This is a genomic window from Paracoccus angustae, assembly GCF_042648745.1.
Taxonomy (GTDB): domain Bacteria; phylum Pseudomonadota; class Alphaproteobacteria; order Rhodobacterales; family Rhodobacteraceae; genus Paracoccus; species Paracoccus angustae.
On sequence record NZ_JBHRXY010000002.1, the window covers coordinates 409,036 to 434,192 of the forward strand.

Annotated in this window: 25 protein-coding genes; 15 read left to right on the top strand and 10 right to left on the bottom strand. The window is 68.1% G+C overall.

What is annotated here, in order from left to right:
- Positions 1 to 126: 126 nt before the first annotated feature.
- The 8 genes from ACFOM8_RS05100 to ACFOM8_RS05135 form a co-directional block, all read right to left on the bottom strand.
- Positions 127 to 1,071, bottom strand: a complete 945-nt coding sequence (locus tag ACFOM8_RS05100; protein ID WP_377759902.1) for a GAF domain-containing protein — start codon at positions 1,069 to 1,071, stop codon at positions 127 to 129.
- A gap of 67 nt (positions 1,072 to 1,138) precedes the next feature.
- Positions 1,139 to 3,550, bottom strand: a complete 2,412-nt coding sequence (locus ACFOM8_RS05105) for a membrane-bound PQQ-dependent dehydrogenase, glucose/quinate/shikimate family (protein ID WP_377759904.1) — start codon at positions 3,548 to 3,550, stop codon at positions 1,139 to 1,141.
- 99 nt (positions 3,551 to 3,649) lie between these two features.
- Positions 3,650 to 4,825: an ABC transporter ATP-binding protein gene (locus ACFOM8_RS05110; protein WP_377759906.1), complete on the bottom strand. Its 1,176-nt coding sequence runs from the start codon at positions 4,823 to 4,825 to the stop codon at positions 3,650 to 3,652.
- A 21-nt stretch (positions 4,826 to 4,846) separates the two neighbouring features.
- Positions 4,847 to 6,382 carry an alpha-amylase family glycosyl hydrolase gene (locus tag ACFOM8_RS05115; RefSeq protein WP_377759908.1) on the bottom strand — a complete coding sequence of 512 codons (1,536 nt, stop codon included), beginning with the start codon at positions 6,380 to 6,382 and terminating at the stop codon, positions 4,847 to 4,849.
- Between the two features lie 3 nt (positions 6,383 to 6,385).
- The gene (locus tag ACFOM8_RS05120; RefSeq protein ID WP_377759910.1) at positions 6,386 to 7,519 is read right to left on the bottom strand and encodes a carbohydrate ABC transporter permease; all 1,134 of its coding nucleotides are present in this window, start codon (positions 7,517 to 7,519) and stop codon (positions 6,386 to 6,388) included.
- On the bottom strand, positions 7,519 to 8,514 hold the full coding sequence (locus tag ACFOM8_RS05125) for a carbohydrate ABC transporter permease (protein WP_377759912.1): 996 nt from the start codon (positions 8,512 to 8,514) through the stop codon (positions 7,519 to 7,521). The genes ACFOM8_RS05120 and ACFOM8_RS05125 overlap by 1 nt, the downstream gene beginning before the upstream one ends.
- 60 nt (positions 8,515 to 8,574) lie before the next feature.
- Positions 8,575 to 9,930 (bottom strand): ABC transporter substrate-binding protein, encoded by a 1,356-nt coding sequence (locus tag ACFOM8_RS05130; protein ID WP_377759914.1) that lies wholly within the window; start codon positions 9,928 to 9,930, stop codon positions 8,575 to 8,577.
- Positions 9,931 to 10,013: 83 nt separating this feature from the next.
- Positions 10,014 to 11,009, bottom strand: coding sequence for a quinoprotein relay system zinc metallohydrolase 2 (locus ACFOM8_RS05135; protein ID WP_377759916.1), 996 nt, complete (start codon positions 11,007 to 11,009; stop codon positions 10,014 to 10,016).
- Positions 11,010 to 11,204: 195 nt separating this feature from the next.
- Between ACFOM8_RS05135 and pqqA the strand changes: the two genes are divergently transcribed.
- The 12 genes from pqqA to ACFOM8_RS05195 all read left to right on the top strand — a co-directional run bounded on the left by pqqA (position 11,205) and on the right by ACFOM8_RS05195 (position 20,230).
- Entirely contained in the window at positions 11,205 to 11,297 is a 93-nt protein-coding gene (pqqA, locus tag ACFOM8_RS05140; protein WP_076522366.1) for a pyrroloquinoline quinone precursor peptide PqqA, read from the top strand.
- Positions 11,298 to 11,368: 71 nt separating this feature from the next.
- Positions 11,369 to 12,250, top strand: coding sequence for a pyrroloquinoline quinone biosynthesis protein PqqB (pqqB, locus tag ACFOM8_RS05145; RefSeq protein WP_377759918.1), 882 nt, complete (start codon positions 11,369 to 11,371; stop codon positions 12,248 to 12,250).
- Complete coding sequence (gene pqqC / locus ACFOM8_RS05150) at positions 12,247 to 13,014, top strand: pyrroloquinoline-quinone synthase PqqC (RefSeq protein WP_377759920.1); 768 nt, start codon at positions 12,247 to 12,249, stop codon at positions 13,012 to 13,014. The genes pqqB and pqqC overlap by 4 nt, the downstream gene beginning before the upstream one ends.
- On the top strand, positions 13,011 to 13,391 hold the full coding sequence (gene pqqD, locus ACFOM8_RS05155; RefSeq protein WP_377759922.1) for a pyrroloquinoline quinone biosynthesis peptide chaperone PqqD: 381 nt from the start codon (positions 13,011 to 13,013) through the stop codon (positions 13,389 to 13,391). The genes pqqC and pqqD overlap by 4 nt, the downstream gene beginning before the upstream one ends.
- Positions 13,388 to 14,536: a pyrroloquinoline quinone biosynthesis protein PqqE gene (pqqE, locus tag ACFOM8_RS05160; protein WP_377759923.1), complete on the top strand. Its 1,149-nt coding sequence runs from the start codon at positions 13,388 to 13,390 to the stop codon at positions 14,534 to 14,536. The genes pqqD and pqqE overlap by 4 nt, the downstream gene beginning before the upstream one ends.
- Positions 14,533 to 15,309 carry a quinoprotein dehydrogenase-associated SoxYZ-like carrier gene (locus ACFOM8_RS05165; RefSeq protein ID WP_377759924.1) on the top strand — a complete coding sequence of 259 codons (777 nt, stop codon included), beginning with the start codon at positions 14,533 to 14,535 and terminating at the stop codon, positions 15,307 to 15,309. Before pqqE ends, ACFOM8_RS05165 begins: the two co-directional genes overlap by 4 nt.
- A gap of 10 nt (positions 15,310 to 15,319) precedes the next feature.
- Positions 15,320 to 15,880, top strand: a complete 561-nt coding sequence (locus ACFOM8_RS05170) for a cysteine hydrolase family protein (protein WP_377759926.1) — start codon at positions 15,320 to 15,322, stop codon at positions 15,878 to 15,880.
- A 122-nt stretch (positions 15,881 to 16,002) separates the two neighbouring features.
- Positions 16,003 to 16,710, top strand: coding sequence for a response regulator transcription factor (locus ACFOM8_RS05175; RefSeq protein ID WP_377759928.1), 708 nt, complete (start codon positions 16,003 to 16,005; stop codon positions 16,708 to 16,710).
- A complete protein-coding gene (locus ACFOM8_RS05180; protein ID WP_377759930.1) occupies positions 16,710 to 17,876 on the top strand; it encodes an FIST N-terminal domain-containing protein in 1,167 nt (388 codons plus the stop codon). The genes ACFOM8_RS05175 and ACFOM8_RS05180 overlap by 1 nt, the downstream gene beginning before the upstream one ends.
- Positions 17,866 to 19,188 carry an ATP-binding response regulator gene (locus ACFOM8_RS05185; RefSeq protein WP_377759932.1) on the top strand — a complete coding sequence of 441 codons (1,323 nt, stop codon included), beginning with the start codon at positions 17,866 to 17,868 and terminating at the stop codon, positions 19,186 to 19,188. Before ACFOM8_RS05180 ends, ACFOM8_RS05185 begins: the two co-directional genes overlap by 11 nt.
- Before the next feature lie 89 nt (positions 19,189 to 19,277).
- Entirely contained in the window at positions 19,278 to 19,895 is a 618-nt protein-coding gene (locus tag ACFOM8_RS05190) for a hypothetical protein (protein ID WP_377759934.1), read from the top strand.
- Positions 19,892 to 20,230 carry a hypothetical protein gene (locus tag ACFOM8_RS05195; RefSeq protein ID WP_377759936.1) on the top strand — a complete coding sequence of 113 codons (339 nt, stop codon included), beginning with the start codon at positions 19,892 to 19,894 and terminating at the stop codon, positions 20,228 to 20,230. Before ACFOM8_RS05190 ends, ACFOM8_RS05195 begins: the two co-directional genes overlap by 4 nt.
- Positions 20,231 to 20,426: 196 nt before the next feature.
- On the opposite strand, the gene ubiB is transcribed toward ACFOM8_RS05195, so the two are convergent.
- Together ubiB and ubiE are read right to left on the bottom strand one after the other, a co-directional pair.
- Positions 20,427 to 21,965, bottom strand: a complete 1,539-nt coding sequence (ubiB, locus tag ACFOM8_RS05200; RefSeq protein ID WP_377759937.1) for a 2-polyprenylphenol 6-hydroxylase — start codon at positions 21,963 to 21,965, stop codon at positions 20,427 to 20,429.
- Positions 21,962 to 22,708: a bifunctional demethylmenaquinone methyltransferase/2-methoxy-6-polyprenyl-1,4-benzoquinol methylase UbiE gene (ubiE, locus tag ACFOM8_RS05205; protein WP_377759939.1), complete on the bottom strand. Its 747-nt coding sequence runs from the start codon at positions 22,706 to 22,708 to the stop codon at positions 21,962 to 21,964. The genes ubiB and ubiE overlap by 4 nt, the downstream gene beginning before the upstream one ends.
- A 75-nt stretch (positions 22,709 to 22,783) precedes the next feature.
- On the opposite strand from ubiE, the gene mutM reads away from it, so the two are divergent.
- The 3 genes from mutM (at position 22,784) to rpsT (ending at position 24,899) form a co-directional block, all read left to right on the top strand.
- The gene (mutM, locus tag ACFOM8_RS05210; protein WP_377759941.1) at positions 22,784 to 23,629 is read left to right on the top strand and encodes a bifunctional DNA-formamidopyrimidine glycosylase/DNA-(apurinic or apyrimidinic site) lyase; all 846 of its coding nucleotides are present in this window, start codon (positions 22,784 to 22,786) and stop codon (positions 23,627 to 23,629) included.
- Between the two features lie 69 nt (positions 23,630 to 23,698).
- Positions 23,699 to 24,475 carry an enoyl-CoA hydratase gene (locus ACFOM8_RS05215; protein WP_377759942.1) on the top strand — a complete coding sequence of 259 codons (777 nt, stop codon included), beginning with the start codon at positions 23,699 to 23,701 and terminating at the stop codon, positions 24,473 to 24,475.
- Positions 24,476 to 24,629: 154 nt separating this feature from the next.
- Positions 24,630 to 24,899, top strand: a complete 270-nt coding sequence (gene rpsT / locus ACFOM8_RS05220; protein WP_207472085.1) for a 30S ribosomal protein S20 — start codon at positions 24,630 to 24,632, stop codon at positions 24,897 to 24,899.
- Positions 24,900 to 25,157: the final 258 nt, after the last annotated feature.

Consider the following 25,157-nt stretch of genomic DNA (forward strand, 5'->3'; position numbering starts at 1 on the left):
CCTCCTCTCGGATTTGGCCCGGAGTCTCTCCCTCTCCGGGTATGGATGACAGCTTGGCGGCTGCGCGATTCGATGCAACCGCCGACCCCGCGCCGCAGCCGCGGCCCTGTCTCACGGATGAGACAGTCAGCCGGATCTTTCGGTCAGCCCCAGCCTTGCCATGCGGCGGTAAAGCGTGGCCCGCCCCACCCCCAGGGCGCGCGCGGCGGCGGACACGTTGCCGTCGGCCCGCGCCAGGGCGCGGGCCACGGCGGCGCGTTCGGCCTTGTCGAAGCCCGTCAGGTCGTCGTCCCGGCCCAAAAGGTCGGCGGCCGGGCGCGGGCGGATCGCGCCTTCGCGCTCCAGCCCCAGGACGCGGCGCGCCGCGCGGGTCGCGCCGATGGCCAGATCGTCCGTGTCCACGGCCAGCAGGACCGCCGCATCGACCGAATCGCCGGGCGCGACGATCCGGGCGCCGGGATAGCTGGCGCGGAAGAACACCGTTTCGATGGCGCGGGCGGTCTGCGCCACCTGGGCCGAGATCAGACGGTTGTAGCGTTCGGTCTGGTCGGCCCGCGCGCTGCTGACATCCAGCGCCGCCAGCAGCCGCCCGTCCGGTCCCCAGATCGGCGCGTCCATGCAGGACATGGCGGTGTTGCGGGTGTGGAAATGTTCGCCGCGGTGGATCGTGATGGGCCGCCCCTCGGCCAGGCAGGTGCCGATGCCGTTGGTGCCCTGCACGGCCTCGGACCAGTCGGCGCCCTGCCACAAGCCCCAGTCCCGGAACTGTTCGGCATCGGCCGCATTCACCCGCTGGTCCAGCACCACGCCCTCCGCATCGGTCAGCAGGACATTGCAGCCCGACAAGCCCACCAGGCCGAACAGCTGGTCCAGTTGCGGTCCGGCCACGCGCAGGAAATGCTCCATCGCCTGCCTGCGGCGGGCCAGTTCGGCCAGGGTCAGGCGCTCGGGGCGGCGCGCGTCGGACGGGTCCAGCCCGTGCTTCAGCAGCGACCGCCGCCAGGACGCGGCAAGGGCCGAGGTTTCGGAACTGGACTGCGATGTCCGGGCGACGTGATCGGCGTGACGCATACCGGGCCGGCTCCTCCTCGGTCGGTAGCGGGCACTATAACACGCAGGAACGCGATCCGGCCAAGCGTTAATTGCCGGTGGCCGCAGGCAGGCGCCAGGCCAGCACGTGATCGCCCAGGTCGGTGCCGATGGACCCGTGCCCCCCCGCGACCAGCACCACCGTCTGCCGGCCCTGGCTGTCCAGATAGGTCATGGGCGTGGCCTGTCCGCCCGCGGGCAGCCGCCCGCGCCACAATTCGCGGCCCGTGGTCAAGTCGTAGGCCCGCAGGTAGTTGTCCACCGCGGCCGCCATGAAGACCACGCCCGATCCGGTGATCACCGGCCCGCCGATGCCCGGCATTCCCAGGGGCAGCGGCAAGGGCAGCGGCGTCATGTCCATGGTCGTGCCGTTGCGGCGCTTCCAGGCGATCTCTCCGGTGCGCAGGTCGGCGCCCGCGACGAAACCCCAGGGCGGCTGCTGGCAGGGCACCCCCAAGGGCGACAGGAACGGCCCCATCTCGACCGCGTAGGGCGCCCCGGCATTGGAATTGAGGCCCTGTTCACCGGAATTGGTGGCGCGGCCCTCGGCCTGTTCGGCAGGCACCAGGCGCGAGGTGAAGGCCAGTTGCAGCGGCATCCCGAACATCACCTGGCGGCGCGGATCGACGGCGATGCCGCCCCAGTTGAAGACGCCGAAATTGCCGGGGTGAACGATCGTGCCCTGCAAGGACGGGGGCGTGTAGCGGCCTTCGTAGCGCAGCTTGCGGAACTCGATCCGGCACAGCATCTGGTCGATCAGCGTCGCGCCCCACATCTTCTGTTCGGTCAGCGGCTCCGGTTCAAAGGACAACGCCGAAACGGGCTGCGTGGGGGCCGCGAAATCCTCGGGGATGGTGCCCTGGGGGGCGGGGCGTTCGGTGACGGGCAGGATCGGCTCGCCCGTCTGGCGGTTCAGCACATAAACGTCGCCCTGCTTGGTGGGCACCACCAGGGCGGGCACCCGGCCCTCCGGCATGTCCAGATCCAGCAGCGTGGGCTGCGCGGGCGTGTCCATGTCCCACAGGTCGTGATGGACGAACTGCCGGACCCAGCGGGCCTGCCCGGTCGCCGCGTCCAGCGCCACCACGGAACTGGAATAGGTTTCCTCGGCCTCGTTGCGGAACATGCCCAGCTGATCGGGCGTGCGGTTGCCCATGGGCACATAAACCAGCCCAAGCGCGGGATCCGCCGACAAGGGCGCCCAGCTGTTGGGCGAGGACGGCGTATAGGTCTGCGTCGGGTCGGTCACGTCAAAGGGCGCGGTGGCGTCGGGATTGCCCGAATCCCAGTTCCACAGCAGCCGCCCGTCGCGCACGTCATAGGCGCGGATCACGCCCGACGGCGCGTTCACGTCGTAATTGTCGTTCACCGCCCCGCCCACGATCAGGGCATTGCCCACGATCACCGGGGGCGAGGTGGAGTAATAGAAGCCCGCCTGCCGGAAGGGCATGTTGTGGATCAGGTTCAGCGCGCCGTTGTCGGCGAAATCGCTGCACAGCTGCCCGGTCTGCGGGTTCAGCGCCAGCATGTGCGCGTCCGAGGTCGGCATGAAGATGCGGTCGGTGCAGGGCCCCGAGGATTGCGCATCGGCGCTGACGGCGGGGCTTTGCGGATGGTCGGTCGAGGCGGGCAGCACCACGGGTTCGGGCGCCGCGGCGGACGCGGTGGCCGCGGCCCCTTCGCCCGGCCAGTAGCTGACGCCCCGGCAGGTCTGATGCTGCCGCTGGCCCAGCGGGCCGATGGCCGCCTTGTAGACCCAGCGTTCGGCCCCGGTATCGGCGTCCAGCGCCACCAGCCAGTTGTGCGGGGTGCACAGATACAGCGTGTTGCCCACCTTGATGGGGGTCGCCTGATAGGTCGTCTCGTCGGTGTCCTCGGGCAGGCGCATGTCGCCGGTCCGGTAGGTCCAGGCGGTTTCCAGCGCGCCCACGTTTTCGGCGGTGATCTGGTCCAGCGGAGAGAACCGCTGCCCGAAGCTGGTGCGCCCATAAGCCAGCCAGTCGTCCGGGCCGCCGGGCGGGCCCATGGCGGGGTCGGGATTGACGATCCGGTCGGGAAGCGCGCCCCGGATCTCGTGCGGGTCGGTGGCAAGGCTGCCCAGCAGGGCGATGCCGGCAATGGCGGTGACGGCGAACAGGGCGATCCGGCCGGGCCGGTCGCGCGGGGCGCCGATGGGCAGCAGAAGCAGCAGGCCCAGGATCAGGAACATCCCCATCCGCGACGCCAGCGCCCACCAGTCATAGCCGGACTCGCGCCAGGACCAGACCGCCAGGGCGATCAGAAAGGCCGCGTAGATCCACCGGGAATAGGGGCTTCGGGCGGCCGCCAGCACCGCCACAAGCAGCAGCGCCGCGCCCGAAAAGGCGATAAAGGGGCTTCCGCCCAAGGTCGCAAGATAAACGCCTCCGGCCAGAAGAACGGCCCCGATGACGGCGAAAACCAACGTGATGATGATGCGCATGCCTGCCCCCTTCGCAACCCGAACCGGAACGGCCGCCCATGGTTCCCGGAAATTTCGGAAGGCCGGCCATGCGCCTTGCGCAAACCGCCGGCCGTTCCTTCAGGCCGGAAGATGCGCCCCCGCCCCTGCCCCCGCCCCCGCCGCCGTCCCTGCCGTCGCGCGCGGCTGGTATGGCGGCAGATCCACGCCGTCGCGATACAGCAGCGACCTGCCGTCGTGGAACAGGTGCAGCGCCGCCGGATCGGCGGTCAGGCGCACGGTTCTGCCGGTCAGGCCGGGATGGATGCCGGGCAGCTTGGCGATGACGGGGGCGGTCTCGCCGCCCGTGCCGAAGTAAAGCAGCGTCACCTCGCCCAGGGCCTCGGTCAGATCGACGGCGCCTTCGAACAGCGCGGATCCGTCGGTTTCGCGCATGTCCTCGGGGCGGACGCCCAGGCTGACGCGCATCCCCTCGTCGCCCGGGCGGGTGGGGATCGCCACAAGCGCGGTGTCGCCGCCGTCAAGCTGCACGGTGGTGGTGGCGCCTATGCCCGCCACGCGGCCGGGCAGCAGGTTCATGGCCGGGCTGCCGATGAACTGTGCCACGAATTCGTTGACGGGCCGTTCGTAAAGCTCCAGCGGCGCGCCGACCTGGGCGATGCCGCCGCCCGCCAGCACGACGATGCGGTCGGCAAGGGTCATCGCCTCGGTCTGGTCGTGGGTGACGTAGATCATCGTGCGGTCGGGCATCGCGGCCTTGAGCTGCGCGATCTCGATCCGGGTGGCCACGCGCAGCGCGGCGTCCAGGTTCGACAAGGGCTCGTCGAACAGATAAACCTTGGGGTCGCGCACGATGGCCCGGCCGATGGCGACGCGCTGGCGCTGCCCGCCCGACAGGGCCTTGGGCAGGCGGTCCAGATAGGGGGTCAATTGCAGCATCCGGCCCGCGCGGTCGGTGGCCTCCTGCACCTCGGCGCGCGACTTGCCCGCGATCTTCAGCGCAAAGGCCATGTTGTCGCGCACCGTCATGTGCGGATACAGCGCATAGGACTGGAACACCATGGCGATGCCCCGCTGGGAGGGCGGGATGTCGTTCATCCGTTGCCCGTCGATCTCCAGCGTGCCGGCGCTGATCCGCTCCAGCCCGGCGATCATGCGCAGAAGGGTGGATTTCCCGCAGCCCGAGGGGCCGACGAAGACGATGAACTCGCCCGACCGGATGTCGAGGTCGATGTTCCGCAGGACATGCACGTCGCCATAGGATTTGGCGACATCTCTCAGTGTCAGATCGGCCATCGGCGTCCTCCCTTGTGAACCCTATCCCTCGATGATCTGGACCTGCCAGGGACGAAGGCCCCCCGCCTCGTCAGCCGACAGGTTGGCGCGGATATGCAGCGTCTGCTGGTCATCGGCCCGGTTGAAGGTCAGCACCGGACCCTCGGCCCGGATGTCGGTCATGTCCCCGCCCCGCAGCGCCGAATGCTTGCGGCGCAGGCCGATGGCCCAGCGGTAATGGTGCAGCACCGACTGGGCGTCGGCTTCCTGCGCGACCACGGTGCGTTGCAGATGCGCATGAGGGATCGGCAGCCAGGGTCGTGCGGTCGAGAAGCCGCCGTTGACGCCCATGTCCCAGACCATCGGCGTGCGGCAGCCGTCGCGGCCCTTGAACTCGGGCCAGAACTCCTTGCCGTAGGGATCCTGGAGGTCTTCGAAGGCGATGTCGGCTTCCGGCAGGCCCAGTTCTTCGCCCTGGTACAGGCAGACGGACCCCTTCAGGCACAGCAGCACCGTGGCATAGGCCTTGGCGGCCTGGTCGGACAGGTTCCAGCGGCTGATGTGGCGAACGACATCGTGGTTCGACATGGCCCAGCATGGCCAGGAATTGGGCGCCACCGCATGCAGCGCCTCGAAGACCTGGCTGATCCGGGCCGCGGCCAGGTCGCTGCCGGACAGGAAGTCGAAGACATAGGACATCTGCATCCGGCCCGCGACGCCGGTATATTCCTCGAGCAGTTCCAGCGCGCGCTCGCTGTCGCCGATCTCGCCGATCACGGCGGCGCCGTAGCCGCTCAGAAGCGCCGCGAAACGTTCCAGAAAGGCGATGTTCTGGGGCTGCGACTTGTCGAAGCGGTGGCTCTGGTGGTTGTAGGGATTCACCGCGGGCGCGGTGTCGGCCTTGCGCTGCTCCCTGGGCAGGGGCGGGTTGTCGCGCAGCTGCGCGTCGTGGAAATAGAAGTTGACGGTATCCAGGCGGAAGCCGTCCACCCCCTTGTCCAGCCAGAACCGCGCCATGTCCAGCAGCTCGTCCTGCACATCGGGATTGTGGAAGTTCAGATCGGGCTGCGAGGCCAGGAAATTGTGGAGGTAATACTGTTCGCGCCGGGCGTCCCATTGCCAGGCGGGGCCGCCGAAGATCGACAGCCAGTTGTTGGGCGGCGTCCCGTCGGGCTTGGGATCGGCCCAGACATACCAGCCGGCGCGCGGGTTGTCCCGGCTGGCGCGGCTTTCCGCGAACCAGGGATGGCGGTCCGAGGTATGCGACATCACCAGGTCGATCATCACCTTCAGGCCCAGATCATGGGCCCGTTCGATCAGAACGTCGAAATCCTCCATCCTGCCGAACAGCGGCTCGATGCCGCGGTAATCGCTGACATCATAGCCGAAATCCTTCATGGGCGAGGTGAAGAAGGGCGAGATCCAGACCGCGTCCACCCCCAGCGAGGCCACATAGGGCAGGCGCTGCGTGATGCCCGCAAGATCGCCGATGCCGTCGCCGGTCGTGTCCTGGAAACTGCGCGGATAGATCTGATAGATGACTCCACCCTTCCACCAGTCGATTGCCGTTGCGGTCAAGTCTCATCCACCTTTCACGGACCCGGCCAGAAGGCCGCGGACCAGATATTTCTGCATCGCGAAGAACACGGCCAGCGGAACCGCGATCGAGATGAAGGCCGAAGTGGCGAGGATTTCCCATTCGCCGCCCTTTGATCCCATCAGCTCGCGCAGGACGCCGGTCATGACCAGCTGTTCGCGTGTATTGCCAAGAAAAACGGTGGCGACAAGCAGGTCGTTCCAGACCCAAAGGAACTGAAAGATCGCAAACGAGGCCAGCGCCGGAAAGGACAGCGGCAGGATGATCCTGCGGAAGATCTGGAACTCGGTGGCGCCGTCCACGCGGGCGCTCTCGATCACCTCGCGCGGCAGGCCGACCATGTAGTTGCGCAACAGATAGATCGCCAGGGGCAGGCCGAAGCCGGTGTGGGCCAGCCAGATCCCCAGGTATCCCTTGCCGATGCCCAGATCGTTGTGCAGGCGCAAAAGCGGGATCAACGCCACCTGCAAGGGCACGACCAGCAGGCCCACCACGGCGGCGGTCAGCAGGGCGCGGCCCGGAAATTCCATCCAGGCCAGGGCATAGGCCGCAAAGGCCGCGATCAGGATCGGGATCACGGTTGCCGGAATGGTCACGGTCAGGGTGTTCATGAAGGCGCGGCCCAGGCCCTCGGCGGTCAGCACGCGGTTGTAGTTCTCGGTCGTCAGCCGGGCGGGCGCGCCGGTCGTAACGAAGATCCGCTCGCCCCGCCGCATCTCGAAGGGGGCGGGCGAGGTCATGCGGTAGGTGCCGTCCTCCGCCACCGTGACCTGCCAGCCGTCGCCGATCTCGGCCGTCTCGCCGGGGGCAAAGGCTGCGGGTTCGCGGGCTCGGGTGCCCCAGCCGATCAGGGTCTGGCCTTCGGACAGCACATTGCCCTCGATCACGTAAAGCCCGTCTTGCTGCACCGCATCCTCGCCCGTGCCGGTGCGCACGAAACCCGTCGCCTCTTGCGGCGAAAAGGACTGCCACCAGCCCGAGGTCAGGATCTGCTCGCGGTCGCGGAAGGACGAGACCAGCAGCCCCACCGTCGGGATCGTCCACAGCAGCACCAGCAGAAAGGCCGCGATGTTCACGGCCCAGGTCAGGCTCGACTTTTGTCCGGCCATGCCCTCCATCACCGCACCTCCCGCCGGGCGTTCACGATGTTCCAGATCATGATGGGCGTGACCAGGATCATCAGGATGATGGCGATGGCCGATCCGCGTCCGTAATCGGGCGTGCCGCGGAACATCCAGTCATACATCAGGTTCGCCAGCACCTGCGTGCCCCACTGCCCGTTGGTCATCACGAACACGATGTCGAAGACCTTGAGCACGACAATGGTGATGGTGGTCCAGACCACCGCGATGGTGCCCATGATCTGCGGCACCTTGATCTTGAAGAACACCTGCCAGGCAGAGGCGCCGTCCAGGATCGCGGCTTCGATGGTTTCCTCGGGGATGCCGCGCAGGGCGGCGGACAGGATCACCATGGCGAATCCGGTCTGGATCCAGACCAGCACGATCATCAGGAAGAAGTTGTTCCAGGGGATCAGCGTCAGCCACAGCTGCGGCTCGCCGCCGAACGCCTGCACGATGGCGTTCAGCAGCCCGATCTGGTTTTCGCCCGGCTCGCGGTATTCGTAGATGAACTTCCAGATCACCCCCGCGCCCACGAAGCTGATGGCCATGGGCATGAAGATCAGCGACTTGCCGATATTGCCCCATTTCAGCCGGTCGGTCAGCTGCGCGGCGATCAGCCCGAACAGCGTGGACAGCGCGGGCACCACCAGCAGCCAGACCAGGTTGTTGCGCATGGATTCGCGGAACTTGCCGTCGCCCAGAAGCCAGGCATAGTTCGAGCCGCCCACGAAATCGGTGCCGCGCGCGTTGTGGACCGAGCGCCACAGGCTGTCGAAGATCGGGTAAACCAGATAAACGCCCAGAAACAGGATCGCGGGACCCATAAACAGCCAGGGCCGGATCTGGTTGGCCTTGCGGATGTTGTCCCCGGCATTCGGCCCGCGCGGAGGATAGATGCGGTCCAGGATCCAGTTCGATCCCCAAAACCAGGCCACGCAGCCGAAAACGCCGATGGCGATCGTGCTGACGGCCAGCCAGAACAGTTCCATGCCGAAACCCCCCCGTGAACCCGTGACGCGGCGCGGCGGCGGACCGCCGCGCCCAAGGCGTTACTTCAGCGTGGCCCAGGTCTGCTGGATGCGGTCCGCGACATCCTGCGCGGAAGCCCCGCCCACGAAATCGACCATGCCCGTCCAGAAGGCCCCCGCGCCCACCGCGCCGGGCATCAGATCCGACCCGTCAAAGCGGAAGGTGGTCGCGTCCAGCAGGATCTGGCCCATCTTGCGCTGCGTCTCGCCGGCATAGGCGTCCATGTTGACGGCGGTGTAAGGCGTGGTGAAGCCCGACTGCGCCATCCACAACTCGTGGGCCGCGGGCGTCTTCAGGAACTCGATAAAAGCCATGGCCACGGGATTGTCGGTGAAAATCCCGAACAGCGTGCCGCCGCCCAGCACCGGCTGGCCCAGGCTGCCGTCGGCAGGGGCGGGAAAATAGAAGAAATCGTAATCCTCGCCCTCGACCGTGCCTTCGGGGAAGAACGAGGGGATAAAGCTCGCCTGCCGGTGCATGTAGCAGCCCGGGGGGCTTTCGAACAGACCGGCGGGGCTTTCGCGGAAGTCGTTCGAGGCGACCGAGGCCGCGCCCCCTGCCACGAAATCGTCGTTCTTGGCGAACCAGCCGAATTCCTCGATGGCCTTGACGACCTTGGGATCGTTGAAGGCCAGCGCGTTGGTGGTCCAGGCGTCGTAATCCTCGGGGCTGTTCAGGCGCAGCATCAGATCCTCGACCCAATCGGTCGCGGGCCATCCGGTCGCGCCCCCGGACGCCAGGCCGATGCACCAGGGGGTTTCCCCGTCGGCGGCGATCTGTTCGGTCAGCGCCTTCAGATCCTCGTAGGTTTCGGGGATCTCGTAGCCCGCGTCCTCGAAGTTCTCGGGCACGTACCAGACCAGCGACTTCACGTCGGCCTTGTAGGGAAAGGCGAACATCCCTTCGGCCCCGTCCGCGCCCTCATAGGTGCCAAGCGCGGCCCAGCTGTCGCCCGCCGCGTAATTGTCGCGCACCCATTGGGCGGTCTCCTGGCCCAGATCCTTGAGGTATCCCTTTGCGGCCAGTTCGGCGGCCAAGCCCGGCTGCGGCAGCACGCCGATGTCGGGGGGCGATCCGGCCTCGCTGTCGATGACGATCTGCTGCTCGAAGCTGGTCGAGCCGGAATAGTTCACCGTTGCGCCCGTCGCGTCCTCGAAATAGGCGGCGATGGAGGTGAACAGTTCCTGATCGGCCCCCATCCAGGGCGCCAGGATCGTCACGCTCTGCCCCTGGAGATCGGCATGGGCCGCGCCGAAATCCTCCAGGCTCTTCCAGTTGATCCGGTCGTCGCTGCCTTTTTCGATGACCAGTTGCGCTTGGGCGCCCCCGGCCAGCAGCGCGGCCGTGGCCACGGTGATGTAGAATGATCGTTTCACGTCTTTCCTCTCTCCCTGTGCCCGCGACCGATGCGCGAGGCTTTGACATGATCGTCACTTGAAAGCGGCGGTTGTGTCAATTCTCACTCCCACTCCAGCTCCTTGTAGGCGGCCGTCGCGTCGCGCGCGGCGGTCTCGGGAAAGGAAGCCCAATCCCCCCCGAAGGGTTGCAGGGCATCGACGATGGCGGGAACCGCCTGGGACAGGGGCAACCCGGCGTCCAGGGCGTCGCGGGTGGCGCGGTCCAGCGCGGCCAGGAAATCGCGCTGCGCGCCGACGGCCTCCTGCCAGTCCCGGGCCACCGGGCCGTGGCCGGGCACAACGGGACCGCCGTCCCGCGCGCCGTCCATCCAGCCGATCCAGCCGGTCAGGGAACCATCGACCACCGGGGTGAGGCCGCGAAACACCAGATCGCCCGCGAACAGCGTGCCGGTGGCCCTGTCCAGCACGGTCAGGTCGTTGTCGCTGTGGGCGGGGCCGGCGGCCGTCAGCGTCAGGACGCGCCCGCCCAGGTCGATGTCCAGACTGCCCACGACGGCGCTGTCCGGCAGCACCACCCGCGTGCCGATCATCGGCCCCGGCCCGTAAAGCCGGGTCAGGTTGTCCAGATAGGTCGGCCCGCGCGCCTGCAAGGCATCGGCCAGCCGTTCATGGCCGACGATGGCGGCGCCCGCCTCGCGGAACACTTCGGCCCCGAAGGCGTGGTCGGGATGCATGTGGGTGACGATCAGATGGCTGATCGGCTTGTCGCTGACGGCCCGGATGGCCGCGAACAGCGCCTGGCCCTGCTGGCGCGAGGCGCCCGCGTCGATCACCGCGATGCTGTCCCGGCCGATGATGAAGCCCAGATTGGCGATCCAGCCGTCCGGGCTGTCCTCGAACTGCGCGACCTGGCCCAGATGGACATGGATGCCCGGGGCCGGCGTTTCGACCGGCAGGGCGGCAAGCCCGGACAAGGGCAGGCAGGACAAGCCGCCCCGGGTCAGCGGGGAACGGTCCGCCAGCCAGTCTTCCGCGATTCGCGGTGCCTCGGCGGCGCATTGCTCCATGCTGGGAAAGGGCCGACCGACCAGGGTCACGGGTCCGCAGGCGGGAACCTCTGCCGGCAGGCAGGCGGATAAAACGGCGAAGAACATTGCCATATCTTCCCGGAGAAGGCCGCAAGGCGTTTAACTTTCCGTCATCTGCGACCTTAGTCGTGTTGAATCGCGTTGTCTCTGTTCTAACATGACAAGCAGTCGCCTCGATGGCGGCCGTGGATTTGGAGGAAATGCATGGCTTGGACGAAACCCACCCTGAAAGAAATCGCCTGCGGCATGGAAATCAACATGTACGCCCCGGCCGAGGACGAACCGGTCCTGTTCTGAGGCGTCCGCTTCAGGCATCATGAACGGCCCCGTCCGACGCGATCGGACGGGGTCTTTTCATCAGGGGGATCATGCGGATCATCGTGCTGGGCGCGGCGGCGGGCGGGGGCCTGCCGCAATGGAACTGCGGCTGCGGCAACTGCAACGCCGCCCGGGCCGGACGCATCCCGGCGCTGACGCAAAGCTCGGTCGCGGTCAGCGCGGACGGGCGGGCCTGGGCGATCCTGAACGCCTCGCCCGACATCCGCGCGCAACTGGCGGCCACGCCTGCGCTGCATCCGACGGGGCTGCGCGACATGCCCTTGCATTCGGTTCTGGTCACGAACGGCGACATCGACCATGTGGCGGGACTGCTGACCCTGCGCGAATCCCAGGCTTTCGCGCTTTACGCCACGCCCGCCATTCACGAGGTTCTGGCCGCCAACCCGATGCTGGCGGCGCTGCGCGAGGATCTGGTGCCGCGTCGGACCGTGGCCCTGGACCGGACGGTGAACCTGGCGCCGGGGCTGAGTGCCACGCTGTTCGCGGTGCCGGGCAAGGTGCCGCTTTATCAGGAAGGCGCCGTGGTCGAGACGGGCCTGGTGGGCGAAACGACCGTGGGGGTCGAACTGGCGGCGAACGGGCGGCGGGCGCTGTATGTGCCGGGTTGCGCCGACTTGCCGGACTGGCTGACCCAAAGGATCGCCGGGGCCGACCTGCTGATGTTCGACGGCACCCTGTGGGAGGACAACGAGATGATCCGCATGGGCCTGGGCCAGAAGACCGGGCGGCGCATGGGCCACATGCCGGTGGTGGACAGCCTGGCCGCGCTGCGGGACGTGCCCGTCGGGCGGCGGGTCTTCGTCCACATGAACAATTCGAACCCGCTGACCGATCCGGCCAGCCGCCAGACGCGCGACGCAGAAGCCAGCGGCTGGCAGATCGGCCGCGACGGAATGGAGATCACGCTGTGAAGGACGCCTTTCCAGAATCGGGGCAGGACCGGCCCCAATCGCGCGACGGTTTCGAGGCCCGGCTGCGCGCCATCGGGGCCGAACGTTACCACGACCGCCATCCGTTCCACGAACGGCTGCACGGCGGATACTGCACCCCCGACGAAGTTCGGGCCTGGGTCGTCAACCGCTGGATGTACCAGTCCCGCATCCCCATGAAGGACGCGGCCTTCATGTCGCGGGTGGAGGATCCCGACCTGCGCCGCCATTGGCGCAAGCGGATCGAGGATCACGACGGCACCGTTGCCGAAGGCGGCGGCATCCGCCGCTGGCTGGCCCTGGCGCAGGCCGTGGGGCTGGACCCGGATTACGTCGCCTCGGGCGTGGGGATCATGCCCGCCACCCGGTTCGCGGTGGATGCCTATGTCCGCTTCGTGCGCGACATGCCCTTGCTGGACGCGGTGGCGGCCAGCCTGACCGAACTGTTCGCGCCCCGGATCCACGCCCAGCGGATCGAGGGGCTTCTAGCGCATTACGATTTCGCCGACGAGAGCAGCCTTGCCTATTTCAGGAAACGCCTGACCGAGGCGCCCGAGGACGTGAAATTCGGCCTCGATTACGTTCTGACCCATGCCGACACGCGCGAAAAGCAGGATGCGGCGGCGGCGGCGCTGGTCTTCAAGACCGATGTTCTGTGGGCGCAGCTCGACGCGCTGTGGCACGGCTATGTCGAGGGCAACATCCCCCCCGGCGCCTGGCGGCCCGGAGAAGGAATGGCGCCATGACCGCCCAGCCAGCCCCCGTCCGGCCAGCCCCCGCCCGGCCAGCCACCGTCTCTCCGGCTCCCGTCTCTCCGGCTCCTGTCCCTCCGGCCCCCCTGATCGGCCCGGACGACATCCCCTATCTGCCGCGCGGGGTCCGGCTGGCCGACGACCGCGTGCGCGGCATCCGCGTCTTGCAGGCCCCGGAGCGGGCCATGCAGCTGGACGCCATCGGCGACGCGATCCTGTCGGAACTGGACGGCGCGCGCTCCATGTCGGCCATCGTCAGCGGCCTTGCCGCGCGCTACAATGCCCCCCAGGACCAGATCGCGGGCGACGTGCGCGATTTCCTGTCCGGGCTGATCGAGCGGCGGATGGTCTTTGTCAGGGGGCAGCCATGAAGGACCAGCAAAGCCGGCCCCGCGACCTGGACGGCAACCCCGTCACCCCCGGCCTGCCCATGGCCCTGCTGGCCGAGGTGACGCATCGCTGTCCCCTCGCCTGCCCTTATTGTTCGAACCCGGTTGAACTGACCCGCGCCGACGCGGAACTGACCGCGGACGACTGGGGCCGCGTCTTCCGCCAGGCCGCCGATCTGGGCGTCTTGCAGGTCCACGTCTCGGGCGGGGAACCGGGGGCGCGGCGCGACCTTGGGCAGATCGTGGCCCATGCGCGGGATGCGGGGCTTTACGTGAACCTGATCACCTCCGGCATCGGCATCACCCGCGAGCGGCTGGAGGATCTGGACCGCGCGGGCGTGGATCACGTGCAGCTGTCCTTGCAGGGCATCCGGCCCGACATGGCCGACCGGATCAGCGGCCATCCCGGATCCTGGGACAAGAAGATGGCCTTCGCCGGTTGGGTGAAGGACATCGGCTTTCCCCTGACGGTCAACGCCGTGGTCCACCGCCAGAACCTGGAACGCCTGCCCGACATGATCGGCCTGGCCGAAACCTTGGGCGCGCGGCGGATCGAGGTCGCCACCGTGCAGTTCCACGGCTGGGCGGATCTCAACCGCCGCGCGCTGATGCCCACCCGCGACCAGGCGGCCTTCGCGCGGCAGGTGGTGAACGACGCGCGGGTGCGGCTGCGGGGGCGCATGGTCATCGACTATGTTCCCGCGGACCACCACGCCGTTTATCCCAAGGCCTGCATGGGGGGGTGGGGCTCGACCGGGCTGAACGTCGCGCCCGACGGCACGGTGCTGCCCTGCCACGCCGCGCAGTCGATCCCCTGGATGCGCTTCGAGAACGTGCGCGACCGGGACCTGGGCGAGATCTGGCGCGACTCGGACAGCTTCAACGCCTTTCGCGGCACGGCCTGGATGCCCGAGCCCTGCCGGTCCTGCGACCGCAAGGCCATCGACTTCGGCGGCTGCCGCTGTCAGGCCATGGCGCTGGCGGGGGACGCGCGGGCGACCGACCCGGTTTGTTCGCTGTCGCCCATCCACGCGGATGTCGTGGCGCGGGCCGAAGACGATGCCGATGCGGATGCCGGCGCGGCCGGATTCGTTTATCGCCGCATGAGGAAAGGAGAACAGCCATGAAGGGCCTTCTGATTGCCGCGCTGCTGCTGGCCGGACCCGCCGCGGCGCAGGACAACCCTTTGCAAGACTCGGCCACCTGGGACGACCTGCGGGAATCGGTCCTGGGCCTTGCGGCGGATGTGCCGCAGGACGCGGGCGTTCTGGACATGGATGCCCCGATGCGCGCGCACGAGGCGGCCATCGTCCCGATCCGCCTGACGCAGCCGCACGGCGCCCCGGCGATCCGGGCGGCCACCCTTGTCATCGACGAGAACCCCGCCCCCGTCGCCGCCGAATACAGCTTCGGCGCCGCGATGATGCCGCTGGATTTCGAATTCCGCGTCCGCGTCGACAGCTATTCCGGCGTGCGCGCCATTGCCGACACGGGCACCGGCAGCCAGGTCATGGCGGGCCGCTTCGTCAAGGCCTCGGGCGGCTGCTCGGCCCCGGCGGGCAAGGACATGGCGGCGGTCGAGGCGACCATGGGCCAGATGCGCTGGCGCACGGGCCAGGAAAACGGCCGCCAGATCGGCACGCTGATGATCCGGCACCCGAACTTCTCGGGGCTGCAACGCGATCAGGTCACGCTTCTGAACATCCCCGCCCATTTCATCGACCGGCTGGACGTGCGCCAGGGCGAGGAGCTGCTGTTCTCGCTGAAGGCCGGGATCTCGGTCAGCGAGGATCCGGTGTTCCGCTTCGCCTACCGTCCCAACGGCCAGCCGATCCGCGTGCATGTCGAGGATACCGAGGGCAATGTCTGGGACCAGACCTTTGATGCCGTCAACGGATAGGAACACCATCATGACCAGACGCGCGACCATCGCCGTGGACATCCAGAACGACTATTTCCCCGGCGGCAGATTCCCGCTGGAGGGGATGGAGCAGGCCGCCGCCCAGGCCCGCGCCGTGCTGGACGCCGCCCGGGCGCGGGGCGACCTGATCGTGCATGTGCGCCATGAATTCGCCGACCCCTCGGCCCCGTTCTTCCATCCCGGCAGCGAAGGCGCCGAGATCAACCCCGCCGCGGCGCCCCAGGAAAACGAGATCGTCGTGACCAAGAACCGGGTCAACGCCTTCAAGGACACCGACCTGCAACGCATCCTGGACGACAACGGCGTCACCGAGGTGGTGATCGTGGGCGCCATGAGCCACATGTGCATCGACGCGGCCACCCGCGCGGCTTCGGACCTGGGCTACCGGACCACGGTGATCTCGGACGCCTGCGCGACCCGCGACCTGGAATTCCAGGGCACCGTCGTGCCCGCCGCCCAGGTCCATGCCGCGATGATGAGCGGGCTTGCCTTCGGCTATGCCACCGTGACGGACGCGAAAGACTGGATCGCCGGGCAGCCTGCCGCCTGACGCCCGGAGGGCGCGGACCCACGACTTTGGTCGCAGCTGCGGGCTTGCTTTACGGCAACACTGTCCTAAGATCGCAAGGGTGCGAAGGGGAGACCGCACCATCACGCGAGGGAGGGTTTTGGATGACAGCCGCAGCCATGCAGGCGAAAGCGCCGCAGACGCCACGGCAAAGCGCCGATCATGTCCGGGAAATCCTGATCGTGGATGATCATCCCTTGATGTGCGACGCCCTGGCGCTGACGCTGAAGATCAGCTTCGGGTTGAAGAATGTCCGCACCGCCCGCAGCCTGGGCGCCGCGATCGAGCAGATCCGGGCGCAGGGCGCGCCCGACGCCGTGATCCTGGACCTGAACCTGCCCGACGCGCGCGGGGCCGAAGGCATCGTGACCCTGCGCCGGCAGTTGCCCGACGTGCCGATCACGATGATTTCCGCCGACCTGGACGGCGCGATGATTTCCGCCGCGATGGCGGCGGGGGCGCAGGGCTATATCAGCAAGTCGCTGAGCCGCGAGGCCCTGGTGGACAGCCTGCGCCGCATGTGGGAGGGCGAGCATGTCACCCCCGAAGGCTATGCCCCCGACCAGGCCGATGCGGACGACGCGGCCAAGGCGGAACTGGCCCGCCGCTTCGCCACCCTGACGCCGCAGCAGATGAAGATCCTGCGGCTGATCTGCCAGGGCAAGGCGAACAAGGAAATCAGCTACGACCTGTCCATCGCCGAGGCCACGGTGAAGACCCACATCACCGCGATCATGTCCAAGATCAACGCGCGCCGCCGCACCCAGGCGGTGCTGCTTGCCAACACGGTCCGCCTGTTCGAGGCGGGCTGATGAATACCGGCCCGGCTGCGAAGGAGGGCGCCACCGGGCCGGTGGCCGTGCAGGCCGACCGCGGAGCGGCCGATCCCGGCCGCATCCTGCTGGACGGCCTGCGCGGAGCCAATCCGGGACTGGTTCTGATCTTTGGCGCGCATGGCCCGGATCTGGCCACGCTGGACGCCGTGCTGCGCCGGGGCCTGCCCGAGGGCTGCGTCGTCGCGGGCTGTTCGTCGGCCGGAGAGATCGGGCCCGCGGGCTATGCCAGCGACAGCATCGTGGCGATCGGGTTTCCGGCCTCGCATTTCCGCGCCTCGGCCCTGGTGCTGCCGCATCTGGACGCGCTGCCGGTGTCGGACTGGATGGCGGCGCTGCGCCGGTTGCAGGCGGGCTTCGGCCCCGATCCGCAGCGGTCGCTGTTCGGGCTTTTGCTGGTCGACGGGCTGGCCGGGCAGGAAGACGCGCTGGTCGCCACCATCGACGCGGCGCTGCCCTCGGTTCCGACGCTGGGCGGCTCGGCGGGCGACGGGCTGTTCTTCCGCCAGACCTGGCTGCTGGCGGGGGGCAAGGTCGTCACCAACGCCGCCGTCTTTCTGCTGGTGGAAACCGATCTTGCCGTCAGCGAGGTCACCTTCGCCCATTTCAGCCCGACCGCCACCCGCGTGGTCGTGACCGCCGCGATTCCCGAAAAGCGCCGCATCCTGGAACTGAACGCCGAACCCGCGGCCGCCGAATACGCCCGCCTGACCGGCATGGCGCCCGACGCGCTGACGCCCACGGAATTCGCGCGTCATCCCCTGCTGCTGCGGGTGGGGCGCCACCACCATGTCCGCGCCATCAGCGCCCAGACCGGCGATGGCGGGCTGTCCCTGATGTCGTCCATCGACATCGGCACCGTGCTGACCCTGGGCCGGGCCGAGGACATGACCCAGGGATTCGCCGAGGCCCTGGCCGCCCTGCCCCGTCCGCCGCTGATGGTTCTGGGCTTTGACTGCATTCTGCGCAGGCTGGCCCTGGAACGCGAAGGGCTGCGCGACCAGATGTCCGAAATCCTGGCGCGCTATCGCGTGGCGGGCTTCAACACCTATGGCGAACAGCACAGCGGAATGCATGTGAACCAGACATTCGTGGGCCTGGCCTTCATGCCCAACGCGGATGCGGCGACCACCCATGCTGCGTGAAGACGACACGCCCGAACGCCAGGTCGAGAAGCTGCGGCGCATCAACCAGGTGCTGATCGACCGCATCGACCGGCTGGAGGAGTCGCGCGGTTCCGCCTGGTCGATGTTTCAGGCCGCCGTCGCGCTGGAGCAGGAGGTGATGGCCCGGACCCGCGACCTGGAACGGGCGCTTGCCGACCTGTCGCAAAGAAACCGCGAACTGGCCGTGGCCCGCGCCTCGGCCGAGGAGGCGAACCGCTCCAAGACCCGCTTTCTGCGCGCGGCCAGCCATGATCTGCTGCAACCCCTTTCGGCGGCGCGGCTGTTTCTGTCGATGCTGACCGACACGCCGATGAACGAACTTCAGACGGAACTGACCGGCCGTCTGTCGGGGGCCTTCGAATCGGTGGAACAGTTGATGCACGCGGTTCTCGACATCTCGCGCCTGGACAGCCAGCGGATCGAATTTCACCGCCAGCCCGTCCCCCTGGGCGATCTGTTCCGCCGCCTGGCCGTCGAGTTCGCCCCCCTGGCCGAGGCCAAGGGGCTGCGGCTGACCTTCGCCCCCACCGAGGCGGTGGTGGAAAGCGATCCGGTCTTTCTGCGGCGGATCGCGCAGAACCTGGTCTCGAACGCGATCAAGTACACGCACAAGGGCGGCGTGGTGGTGGGGGCGCGCAAGCGGAGCGAATTGTGCTGGCTGTGCGTCTGCGACACGGGCGTCGGCATTCCGGCGGTGGACCGCAACCGCGTCTTCGACGAATTCCAGCGCCTGTCCCATGACGCGGCGACCCCCGGCATGGGCCTGGGCCTGTCCATCGTGCGGCGCGCCTGCGCCAAGCTCGACCATCCGATCCGCCTGGATTCCGAAGCCATGCGCGGCACCGTGTTCCGGGTGGGCCTGCCCCTTGTGAACCGCGGTCCCGCGGTTCCGCCCGCCTGGCCCGACCAGGCGTCCCTGCCCCTGCGCGGACGCGTGGCGCTTGTGGTGGAAAACGACCCCGGCATGCGGCGCGGATACGAGATGATCCTGCGCGACCGGCTGGGCATGGTCGCCCGCGTCACCGGCGGCACGGCCGAGGCCCTGGCCACCATGGGCGACGACCCGCCCGACGTGATCCTGGCCGATTACAACCTGGAAAACGGCGACACCGGGGTTGAAGCGATCCGGGCGCTGCGCGGATCGGTGGGCCAGGCCATCCCGGCGGTGATGATCACCGCCCACCGCGATCCGCAGATCGCGCGCAGCTGCGCGGCCATGCAGGTGCATCTGATGGAAAAGCCCGTCCGCCCGGCGGAACTGGCCGAGATGCTGGGCGGTCTTCTGGCATGAACTGCGACCAAAGGCCGAGGAGGCATCCGGCAGGGCTTGTTCTCGGGCCGCAGCGGCGCAAATCTGGATCCGCATTTGGGAGGATGACCATGAACCGTTCCATTGCCGCAGCCTTGTGGCTGGGGCTGTCCGCGCTGGCCGCCGGCCCCGCTCTGCCGGGCGAGGCCGGAGACGCCGTTTTCGCCGAGCGCGGCCCCTGGTCGCTGAAAGGCAGGGATCTGCGCTGGATCGTCCATGTCGAGGGGCCGGAAACGCCTGGTTTCCTGCCGATCGACGCGGGCAGCCTGACCCTGACCGAGGCGACGGATCCGTCCGACCGGCAGCCGATCCTGCAACTGGTCCAGAAGACCGACACGCGGACCCGCCAGATCGGGCCGTTCCCGATTTCCGGCGGGGATCCGGTGCTGACCTTCTTTCTGGAACAGACCACCCGCGACATGGCGCGGCTGACCGGCGGCAGCCCCTTTTACATCCGCAACCGCATCAAGGAGGCGATCTTCGGCGGCGGCCGGATCGACCGCAGCGGCGACGGAACGGTTGCCAGTTTCCAGCCCTTCGCCCAGGATCCGAACGCGGCCCGGATGAAGGGCTTCCAGACCCTGACGCTGACCTTCGTGCTGGGCGATCCCAAGCAGCCGATCCGCGAATTGCGCGCCGAGACCCAAGGCGGCCAGCCCGGCTATCTGAACCGGATGGCGCTGCAATGACCCTGCGGGCGATCGTTCTGGCGACCGTCCTGGGGGCGGGGGCGGTCCAGGCGCAGGCGGTGAACGATTACCCCACCAGTGCGCGGGCCGAATACGTTTTCGCCTGCATGGCCACCAACGGGCAAAGCCGCGACATGCTGGACCGCTGTTCCTGCGCCATCGACCAGATCGCCGGGGTTCTGCCCTATGACGATTATGTGCAGGCCGAGACCGTGCTGCGGATGCAGCAGACCACCGGCGAACGCGCCGGCATGTTCAAGAGCATGGCCCAGATGACCGCCATCGTGGCCGACCTGAAGCGCGCCGAGGCCGAGGCCGAAATCCTGTGCTTCTAGCGCCAGAACTCCGGCAGGCAGCCGTCCGGCGGACGGATGCCCGGACCGATTGCCCGAAGGCGCAAGCCGCGGCGCAAGAAGGGTGCCGCAAGTTCCGGCCCTGCAATCCGGCCGTGACTGCCCGGGCCGGCGCGGGATCGGTCGGGGGCAGGCAGGCGCTGCCGGCTTTGCCGCGGGACAGATCCGGCAAGGCCCCCTACGCCAGCGCCATTCCCAGGGCCGCCCCCGCGCCAAGCGCCAGCACCACCGCCAGCCAGACCGGCGCGCCGCGCCGGACCAGCACAGGCGCGACCGGGCGCGCATCCTCGGGATGGGCGCGTTCCCACAGCGCCTGTTCGACGATCCGCGGCAGCAAGGGACCGTAACGGCCCACCGTCTGCGCCACGCGGGCCATGTCGCCCGCCAGCGCCTTGGGGCCGATGTTCGACCGGATGTAATCCGACACCACGGGCTTGGCCGCGTCCCAGATGTTCAGCTGCGGATCGACCGACCGGGCCACGCCCTCGACCACGACCATGGTGCGTTGCAGCAGGATCAGCTGCGTCTGAGTCTGCATCCCGAAGCGTTCCGTCACCTCGAACAGATAGGCCAGCAGGTTCGCCATCGAGATCTTGCTGGCATTGGCGCCGAAGATCGGCTCGCCCACGGCACGCAGGGCCCGGGCGAACTGCGCCTCGTCCCGGTCGCGGGGGACATAGCCCGCCTCGAAATGGACCCGGGCCACGCGGCGGTAATCGCGCTGGATGAAGCCGTAAAGGATCTCGGCATAGATGCGGCGGGTATAGTCGTCAATCTCGCCCATGATGCCGAAGTCGTAGGCCAGCACGTCGCCATTCGCCGCGACCTTGAGGTTGCCGTGATGCATGTCGGCGTGAAAGAACCCGTCGCGCAGGGCGTGTTGCAGGAACAGCTGGATCACCCGCGTGGCGATGCGGCTGGTGTCGTGGCCCGCAGCGACAAGGGCGGCGCGGTCGCCCATCGGCAGCCCCTCGGCCCAGTCCGAGGTCAGGATCCGGCGCGAGGACAGGTGCCAATGGGGATGGGGAATGGCAAAGCCCGCGTCGCCCTTGGTGTTTTCCGCGAATTCCGAGGCATTGGCCGCCTCGAGCCGCATGTCCTGTTCGGCGGTGACGGTGGATTCGAAATGGCGCACCACGTCGCGCGGGCGCAAGCGGCGGCTGCCGGGCGACAGGAACTCGATGATACCCGCGGCGAAATGGAACGCGTCGATGTCGCGGCGGAAGGCGCCGGCGATGCCGGGGCGCAGCACCTTGACCGCGACCTCGTGCCCCGTTTCGCGGATCCGGGCGCGGTGGACCTGGGCGATGGAGGCCGCCGCCACGGGTTCGGAAAATTCCGAAAACAGCAGATCGACGGGCTGGCGCAGGTCCGCCTGGATGATCTCCTTCGCCTGTCCGGTCGGGAAGGGCGGCAGGCGGTCTTGCAGCATCCGCAGCTGCTGGGCCAACTCGACGCCCACGACATCGGCGCGGGTCGAAAGGATCTGGCCGAACTTGATATAGGCAGGCCCAAGCGCGGTGATGGCGCGCGTGATCGGCGGTAGGCCGGGGTCGCCGCGATAGCCCATCCAGCGGAAGGGCCAGCCCAGCACGCGCGCGGCGATGCGCAGCCGGGGCGGGGCCTCGACCGCGTCCAGAACCGCGCGCATGGCGCCGGTGCGCTCGAAGGTGGCGCCCGTGCGGATCAGGCGCAGCAGGTTGTGCGGACCCCTCAAAGCTTCCAGCCCGAATGCAGGGCGGCGATGCCCATGGACAGGTTGCGGTAATGGACGCGCCCGAAGCCCGCCGCGCGGATCATGTCGGCAAAGGCGTCCTGGTCGGGAAACCTGCGGATCGATTCGACCAGGTACTGATAGCTGTCGCGATCCCCCGTCACCGCCCGGCCCATGGCCGGGATGACGTTGAAGCTGTAGCGGTCATAGGCCCATTGTATCGCGGGCACCGGGATCTGGCTGAACTCCAGCACCATCAGCCGCCCGCCGGGCTTCAGCACGCGATGGGCCTCGGCCAGGGCGTCGGGAATGCGGGTGACGTTGCGGATCCCGAAGCTGATCGTGTAGCGGTCGAAGCTGGCATCCGCGAAGGGCAGCGCCATGGCGTCGCCCGCGACCCAGGCCAGCCGGTCGGATTTCTCGACGGCATCGGCGCGCTTCCTGCCTTCGGCCAGCATGGATTCGGTCATGTCGCAGACGGTCACGCGGGCGCCCGGCGCGCGGTCCAGAAAGCGAAAGGCGATGTCGCCCGTGCCGCCCGCCACGTCCAGCAAGTGCTGGTTGTTCCGCGGGGCCAGCCAATCCATCATGGCGTTTTTCCAGACCCGGTGGACGCCCGCGCTCATCAGGTCGTTCATCAGGTCGTAACGGCTGGCGACCGAGGAAAACACCCCGTGGACCATCCCGGCCTTGGCATCCTCGTCCACGGTCCGGAAACCGAAATGGGTCTGCTTCTTGTCGCTCATCCGCTTGCCGATCCGCTGTTTCATCGCCAGATAAGCCCGAAGTTCCCCACGCACAATGGATGGGAAGGCCTACACTTGCCAGAACTGCCCGAAGTCGAAACCGTTCGCCGCGGCCTGTTGCCGCACCTGGAGGGCCAACGCATCGCGCGCGCCGAGGTTCGCCGCCCCGACCTGCGCTGGCCCCTGCCGGTCGATCTGGTGCAGGTGCTGACGGGGGCCACGGTGACGGCCCTGCGGCGGCGGTCGAAATACCTGCTGGCCGATCTGGACCGGGGCGGCACGCTGCTGATGCATCTGGGCATGTCGGGGCGGATGCTGGTCCAGGGCGCGTCCTTTGGCGATTTCCACCGCGACCCGGCGATCCTGCCGCGCCACGACCATGTGGTGCTGGTGACCGCAGGGGGCAGCACGATCACCTTCAACGACGCCCGCCGCTTCGGCATGGTGGACCTGATCCGCGAGGGAACCGCGCATCCTTTGCTGGACCACCTGGGGCCGGAACCCTTCGACGACGGCTTCACGCCCGCCTACCTGGCCGCGGCCTTCGCGGGGCGCAGGGTGCCGGTCAAGCAGGCGCTTCTGGACCAGCGGATCGTGGCGGGGCTTGGCAACATCTATGTCTCCGAGGCGCTGCACCGCGCGGGCATCGACCCGCGCCGGGCGGCGGGGCGCATCGGAGCCGCGCGCATCGCGGCGCTTGTGGGCCATGTCCGCGACGTGCTGACCGAGGCCATCGCGGCGGGCGGTTCCAGCTTGCGCGACCACCGGCAGGCCAGCGGCGAACTGGGCTATTTCCAGCACAGCTTCCGCGTCTATGACCGCGAAGGCGCCCCCTGCCCCATGCCGGGTTGCTCAGGCACGATCCGCCGAATCGTGCAGGGCGGGCGGTCCAGCTTTTACTGCCCCGCTTGCCAGCGCTAGGCCGATTGGCTTTCCGTTTCGGCTTTTGCTAGGGTCCGGCGCAAACCTATCGCAACGGGAACGCAGCCCATGGCCTATGAAACCATCATCGTCGAGATCGAGGACAGCGTCGCCCTGATCCGGCTGAACCGCCCCGAGGCGCTGAACGCGCTGAACACCGCCCTGATCACGGAACTGGGCCACGCCCTGGCGGATGCAGACCGCAACGACAAGGTCCGCTGCGTGGTCCTGACCGGCAGCGAAAAGGCCTTCGCCGCCGGCGCCGACATCAAGGAGATGTCCACGAAGACCTTTGTGGACGCCTACGAGGAAGACCTGTTCGGCGCCCGCGTCGACGCCATCACCCGCATCCGCAAGCCCATCATCGCCGCCGTCGGCGGCTATGCCCTGGGCGGCGGCTGCGAGCTGGCGATGATCTGCGACTTCATCATCGCGGCGGACACCGCCAAGTTCGGCCAGCCCGAGATCAACCTGGGCGTCATCGCGGGCATCGGCGGCACGCAGCGCCTGACCCGCTTTGTGGGCAAGTCCAAGGCCATGGACATGCACCTGACGGGCCGCTTCATGGACGCGGCCGAGGCCGAGCGGTCCGGCCTTGTCAGCCGCGTGGTTCCCGCCGCCAAGCTGATCCCCGAGGCCATGGCTGCCGCCCGCAAGATCGCCGAGAAATCGCAGGTCTCGGTCAAGGCCGCCAAAGAAGCCGTGAACCGCGCCTACGAGACCACCATGGCCGAGGGCATCCTGTTCGAACGGCGCAATTTCCAGGCGCTGTTCTCGACCGAGGACCAGAAGGAAGGCATGGCCGCCTTTCTGGAAAAGCGCGAGCCGCAGTTCCGCGACCGCTGATTGCCCCTTTCCTTTGCGGGACATTTGCCCTATAGGCCCCGGCTTACATGCGCGTGGGCCCGCTTAGGCAAGAATCATGGCTGCTTTCCCCGGAAAGCGGATGCCTTGGGTCTTTCGCGCCACCGAAACGCTGAAAGACCAAGAGGATAAACCCATGGCCAACACGCCCCAGTCCAAGAAACGCGCCCGCCAGATCGAGCGCCGCACCGATGTGAACAAGGCCCGCCGTTCGCGCATCCGCACCTTTATCCGCAAGGTGGAAGAAGCCATCGCCTCGGGCAATGCCGACGCGGCCAAGGCGGCGCTGCAAGCGGCCCAGCCGGAACTGATGCGCGGCGTGACCAAGGGCGTGGTCCACAAGAATACTGCGTCGCGGAAAATCTCGCGCCTGGCGGCCCGCGTGAAGGCGCTGTCGGCGGCCTGATCCGCAGCCGGGCCTTGGCCCGGATTGCCTTGAAATCGCGGCCCCTGGGGCTGGCGGACATGACCGGGCGTGGATGCGGATCCGCGCCCGTTTTTGCGTTTCTGCATCCGCGAATGTTGCAAAAATGCCTACAAATCAAGGCGTTCGGGATTCTTTCCTTTTGAGTCAAGGGGCTCGCAGATTCGCTTTGGCAAAGATCCTGTCAAGCGCATAGTTCGGTTGCGGCGGGTCTGCCGCCATGGCTAACCTGATGGGGCG

Excerpts from the sequence above, each read along its gene's own strand:
- ACFOM8_RS05190 (WP_377759934.1), top strand. The coding sequence starts at position 19,278 with ATGAACCGTTCCATTGCCGCAGCCTTGTGGCTGGGGCTGTCCGCGCTG.
- pqqE (WP_377759923.1), top strand. The coding sequence starts at position 13,388 with ATGAAGGACCAGCAAAGCCGGCCCCGCGACCTGGACGGCAACCCCGTC.
- ACFOM8_RS05120 (WP_377759910.1), bottom strand. The coding sequence starts at position 7,519 with ATGGAGGGCATGGCCGGACAAAAGTCGAGCCTGACCTGGGCCGTGAAC.
- ACFOM8_RS05105 (WP_377759904.1), bottom strand. The coding sequence starts at position 3,550 with ATGCGCATCATCATCACGTTGGTTTTCGCCGTCATCGGGGCCGTTCTT.
- ACFOM8_RS05100 (WP_377759902.1), bottom strand. The coding sequence starts at position 1,071 with ATGCGTCACGCCGATCACGTCGCCCGGACATCGCAGTCCAGTTCCGAA.
- ACFOM8_RS05185 (WP_377759932.1), top strand. The coding sequence starts at position 17,866 with ATGCTGCGTGAAGACGACACGCCCGAACGCCAGGTCGAGAAGCTGCGG.
- pqqB (WP_377759918.1), top strand. The coding sequence starts at position 11,369 with ATGCGGATCATCGTGCTGGGCGCGGCGGCGGGCGGGGGCCTGCCGCAA.
- pqqD (WP_377759922.1), top strand. The coding sequence starts at position 13,011 with ATGACCGCCCAGCCAGCCCCCGTCCGGCCAGCCCCCGCCCGGCCAGCC.
- ACFOM8_RS05110 (WP_377759906.1), bottom strand. The coding sequence starts at position 4,825 with ATGGCCGATCTGACACTGAGAGATGTCGCCAAATCCTATGGCGACGTG.
- ACFOM8_RS05170 (WP_377759926.1), top strand. The coding sequence starts at position 15,320 with ATGACCAGACGCGCGACCATCGCCGTGGACATCCAGAACGACTATTTC.
- ACFOM8_RS05175 (WP_377759928.1), top strand. The coding sequence starts at position 16,003 with ATGACAGCCGCAGCCATGCAGGCGAAAGCGCCGCAGACGCCACGGCAA.
- ACFOM8_RS05195 (WP_377759936.1), top strand. The coding sequence starts at position 19,892 with ATGACCCTGCGGGCGATCGTTCTGGCGACCGTCCTGGGGGCGGGGGCG.
- ubiE (WP_377759939.1), bottom strand. The coding sequence starts at position 22,708 with ATGAGCGACAAGAAGCAGACCCATTTCGGTTTCCGGACCGTGGACGAG.
- ACFOM8_RS05125 (WP_377759912.1), bottom strand. The coding sequence starts at position 8,514 with ATGGAACTGTTCTGGCTGGCCGTCAGCACGATCGCCATCGGCGTTTTC.
- ACFOM8_RS05180 (WP_377759930.1), top strand. The coding sequence starts at position 16,710 with ATGAATACCGGCCCGGCTGCGAAGGAGGGCGCCACCGGGCCGGTGGCC.
- pqqA (WP_076522366.1), top strand. The coding sequence starts at position 11,205 with ATGGCTTGGACGAAACCCACCCTGAAAGAAATCGCCTGCGGCATGGAA.
- rpsT (WP_207472085.1), top strand. The coding sequence starts at position 24,630 with ATGGCCAACACGCCCCAGTCCAAGAAACGCGCCCGCCAGATCGAGCGC.
- ACFOM8_RS05215 (WP_377759942.1), top strand. The coding sequence starts at position 23,699 with ATGGCCTATGAAACCATCATCGTCGAGATCGAGGACAGCGTCGCCCTG.
- ACFOM8_RS05165 (WP_377759924.1), top strand. The coding sequence starts at position 14,533 with ATGAAGGGCCTTCTGATTGCCGCGCTGCTGCTGGCCGGACCCGCCGCG.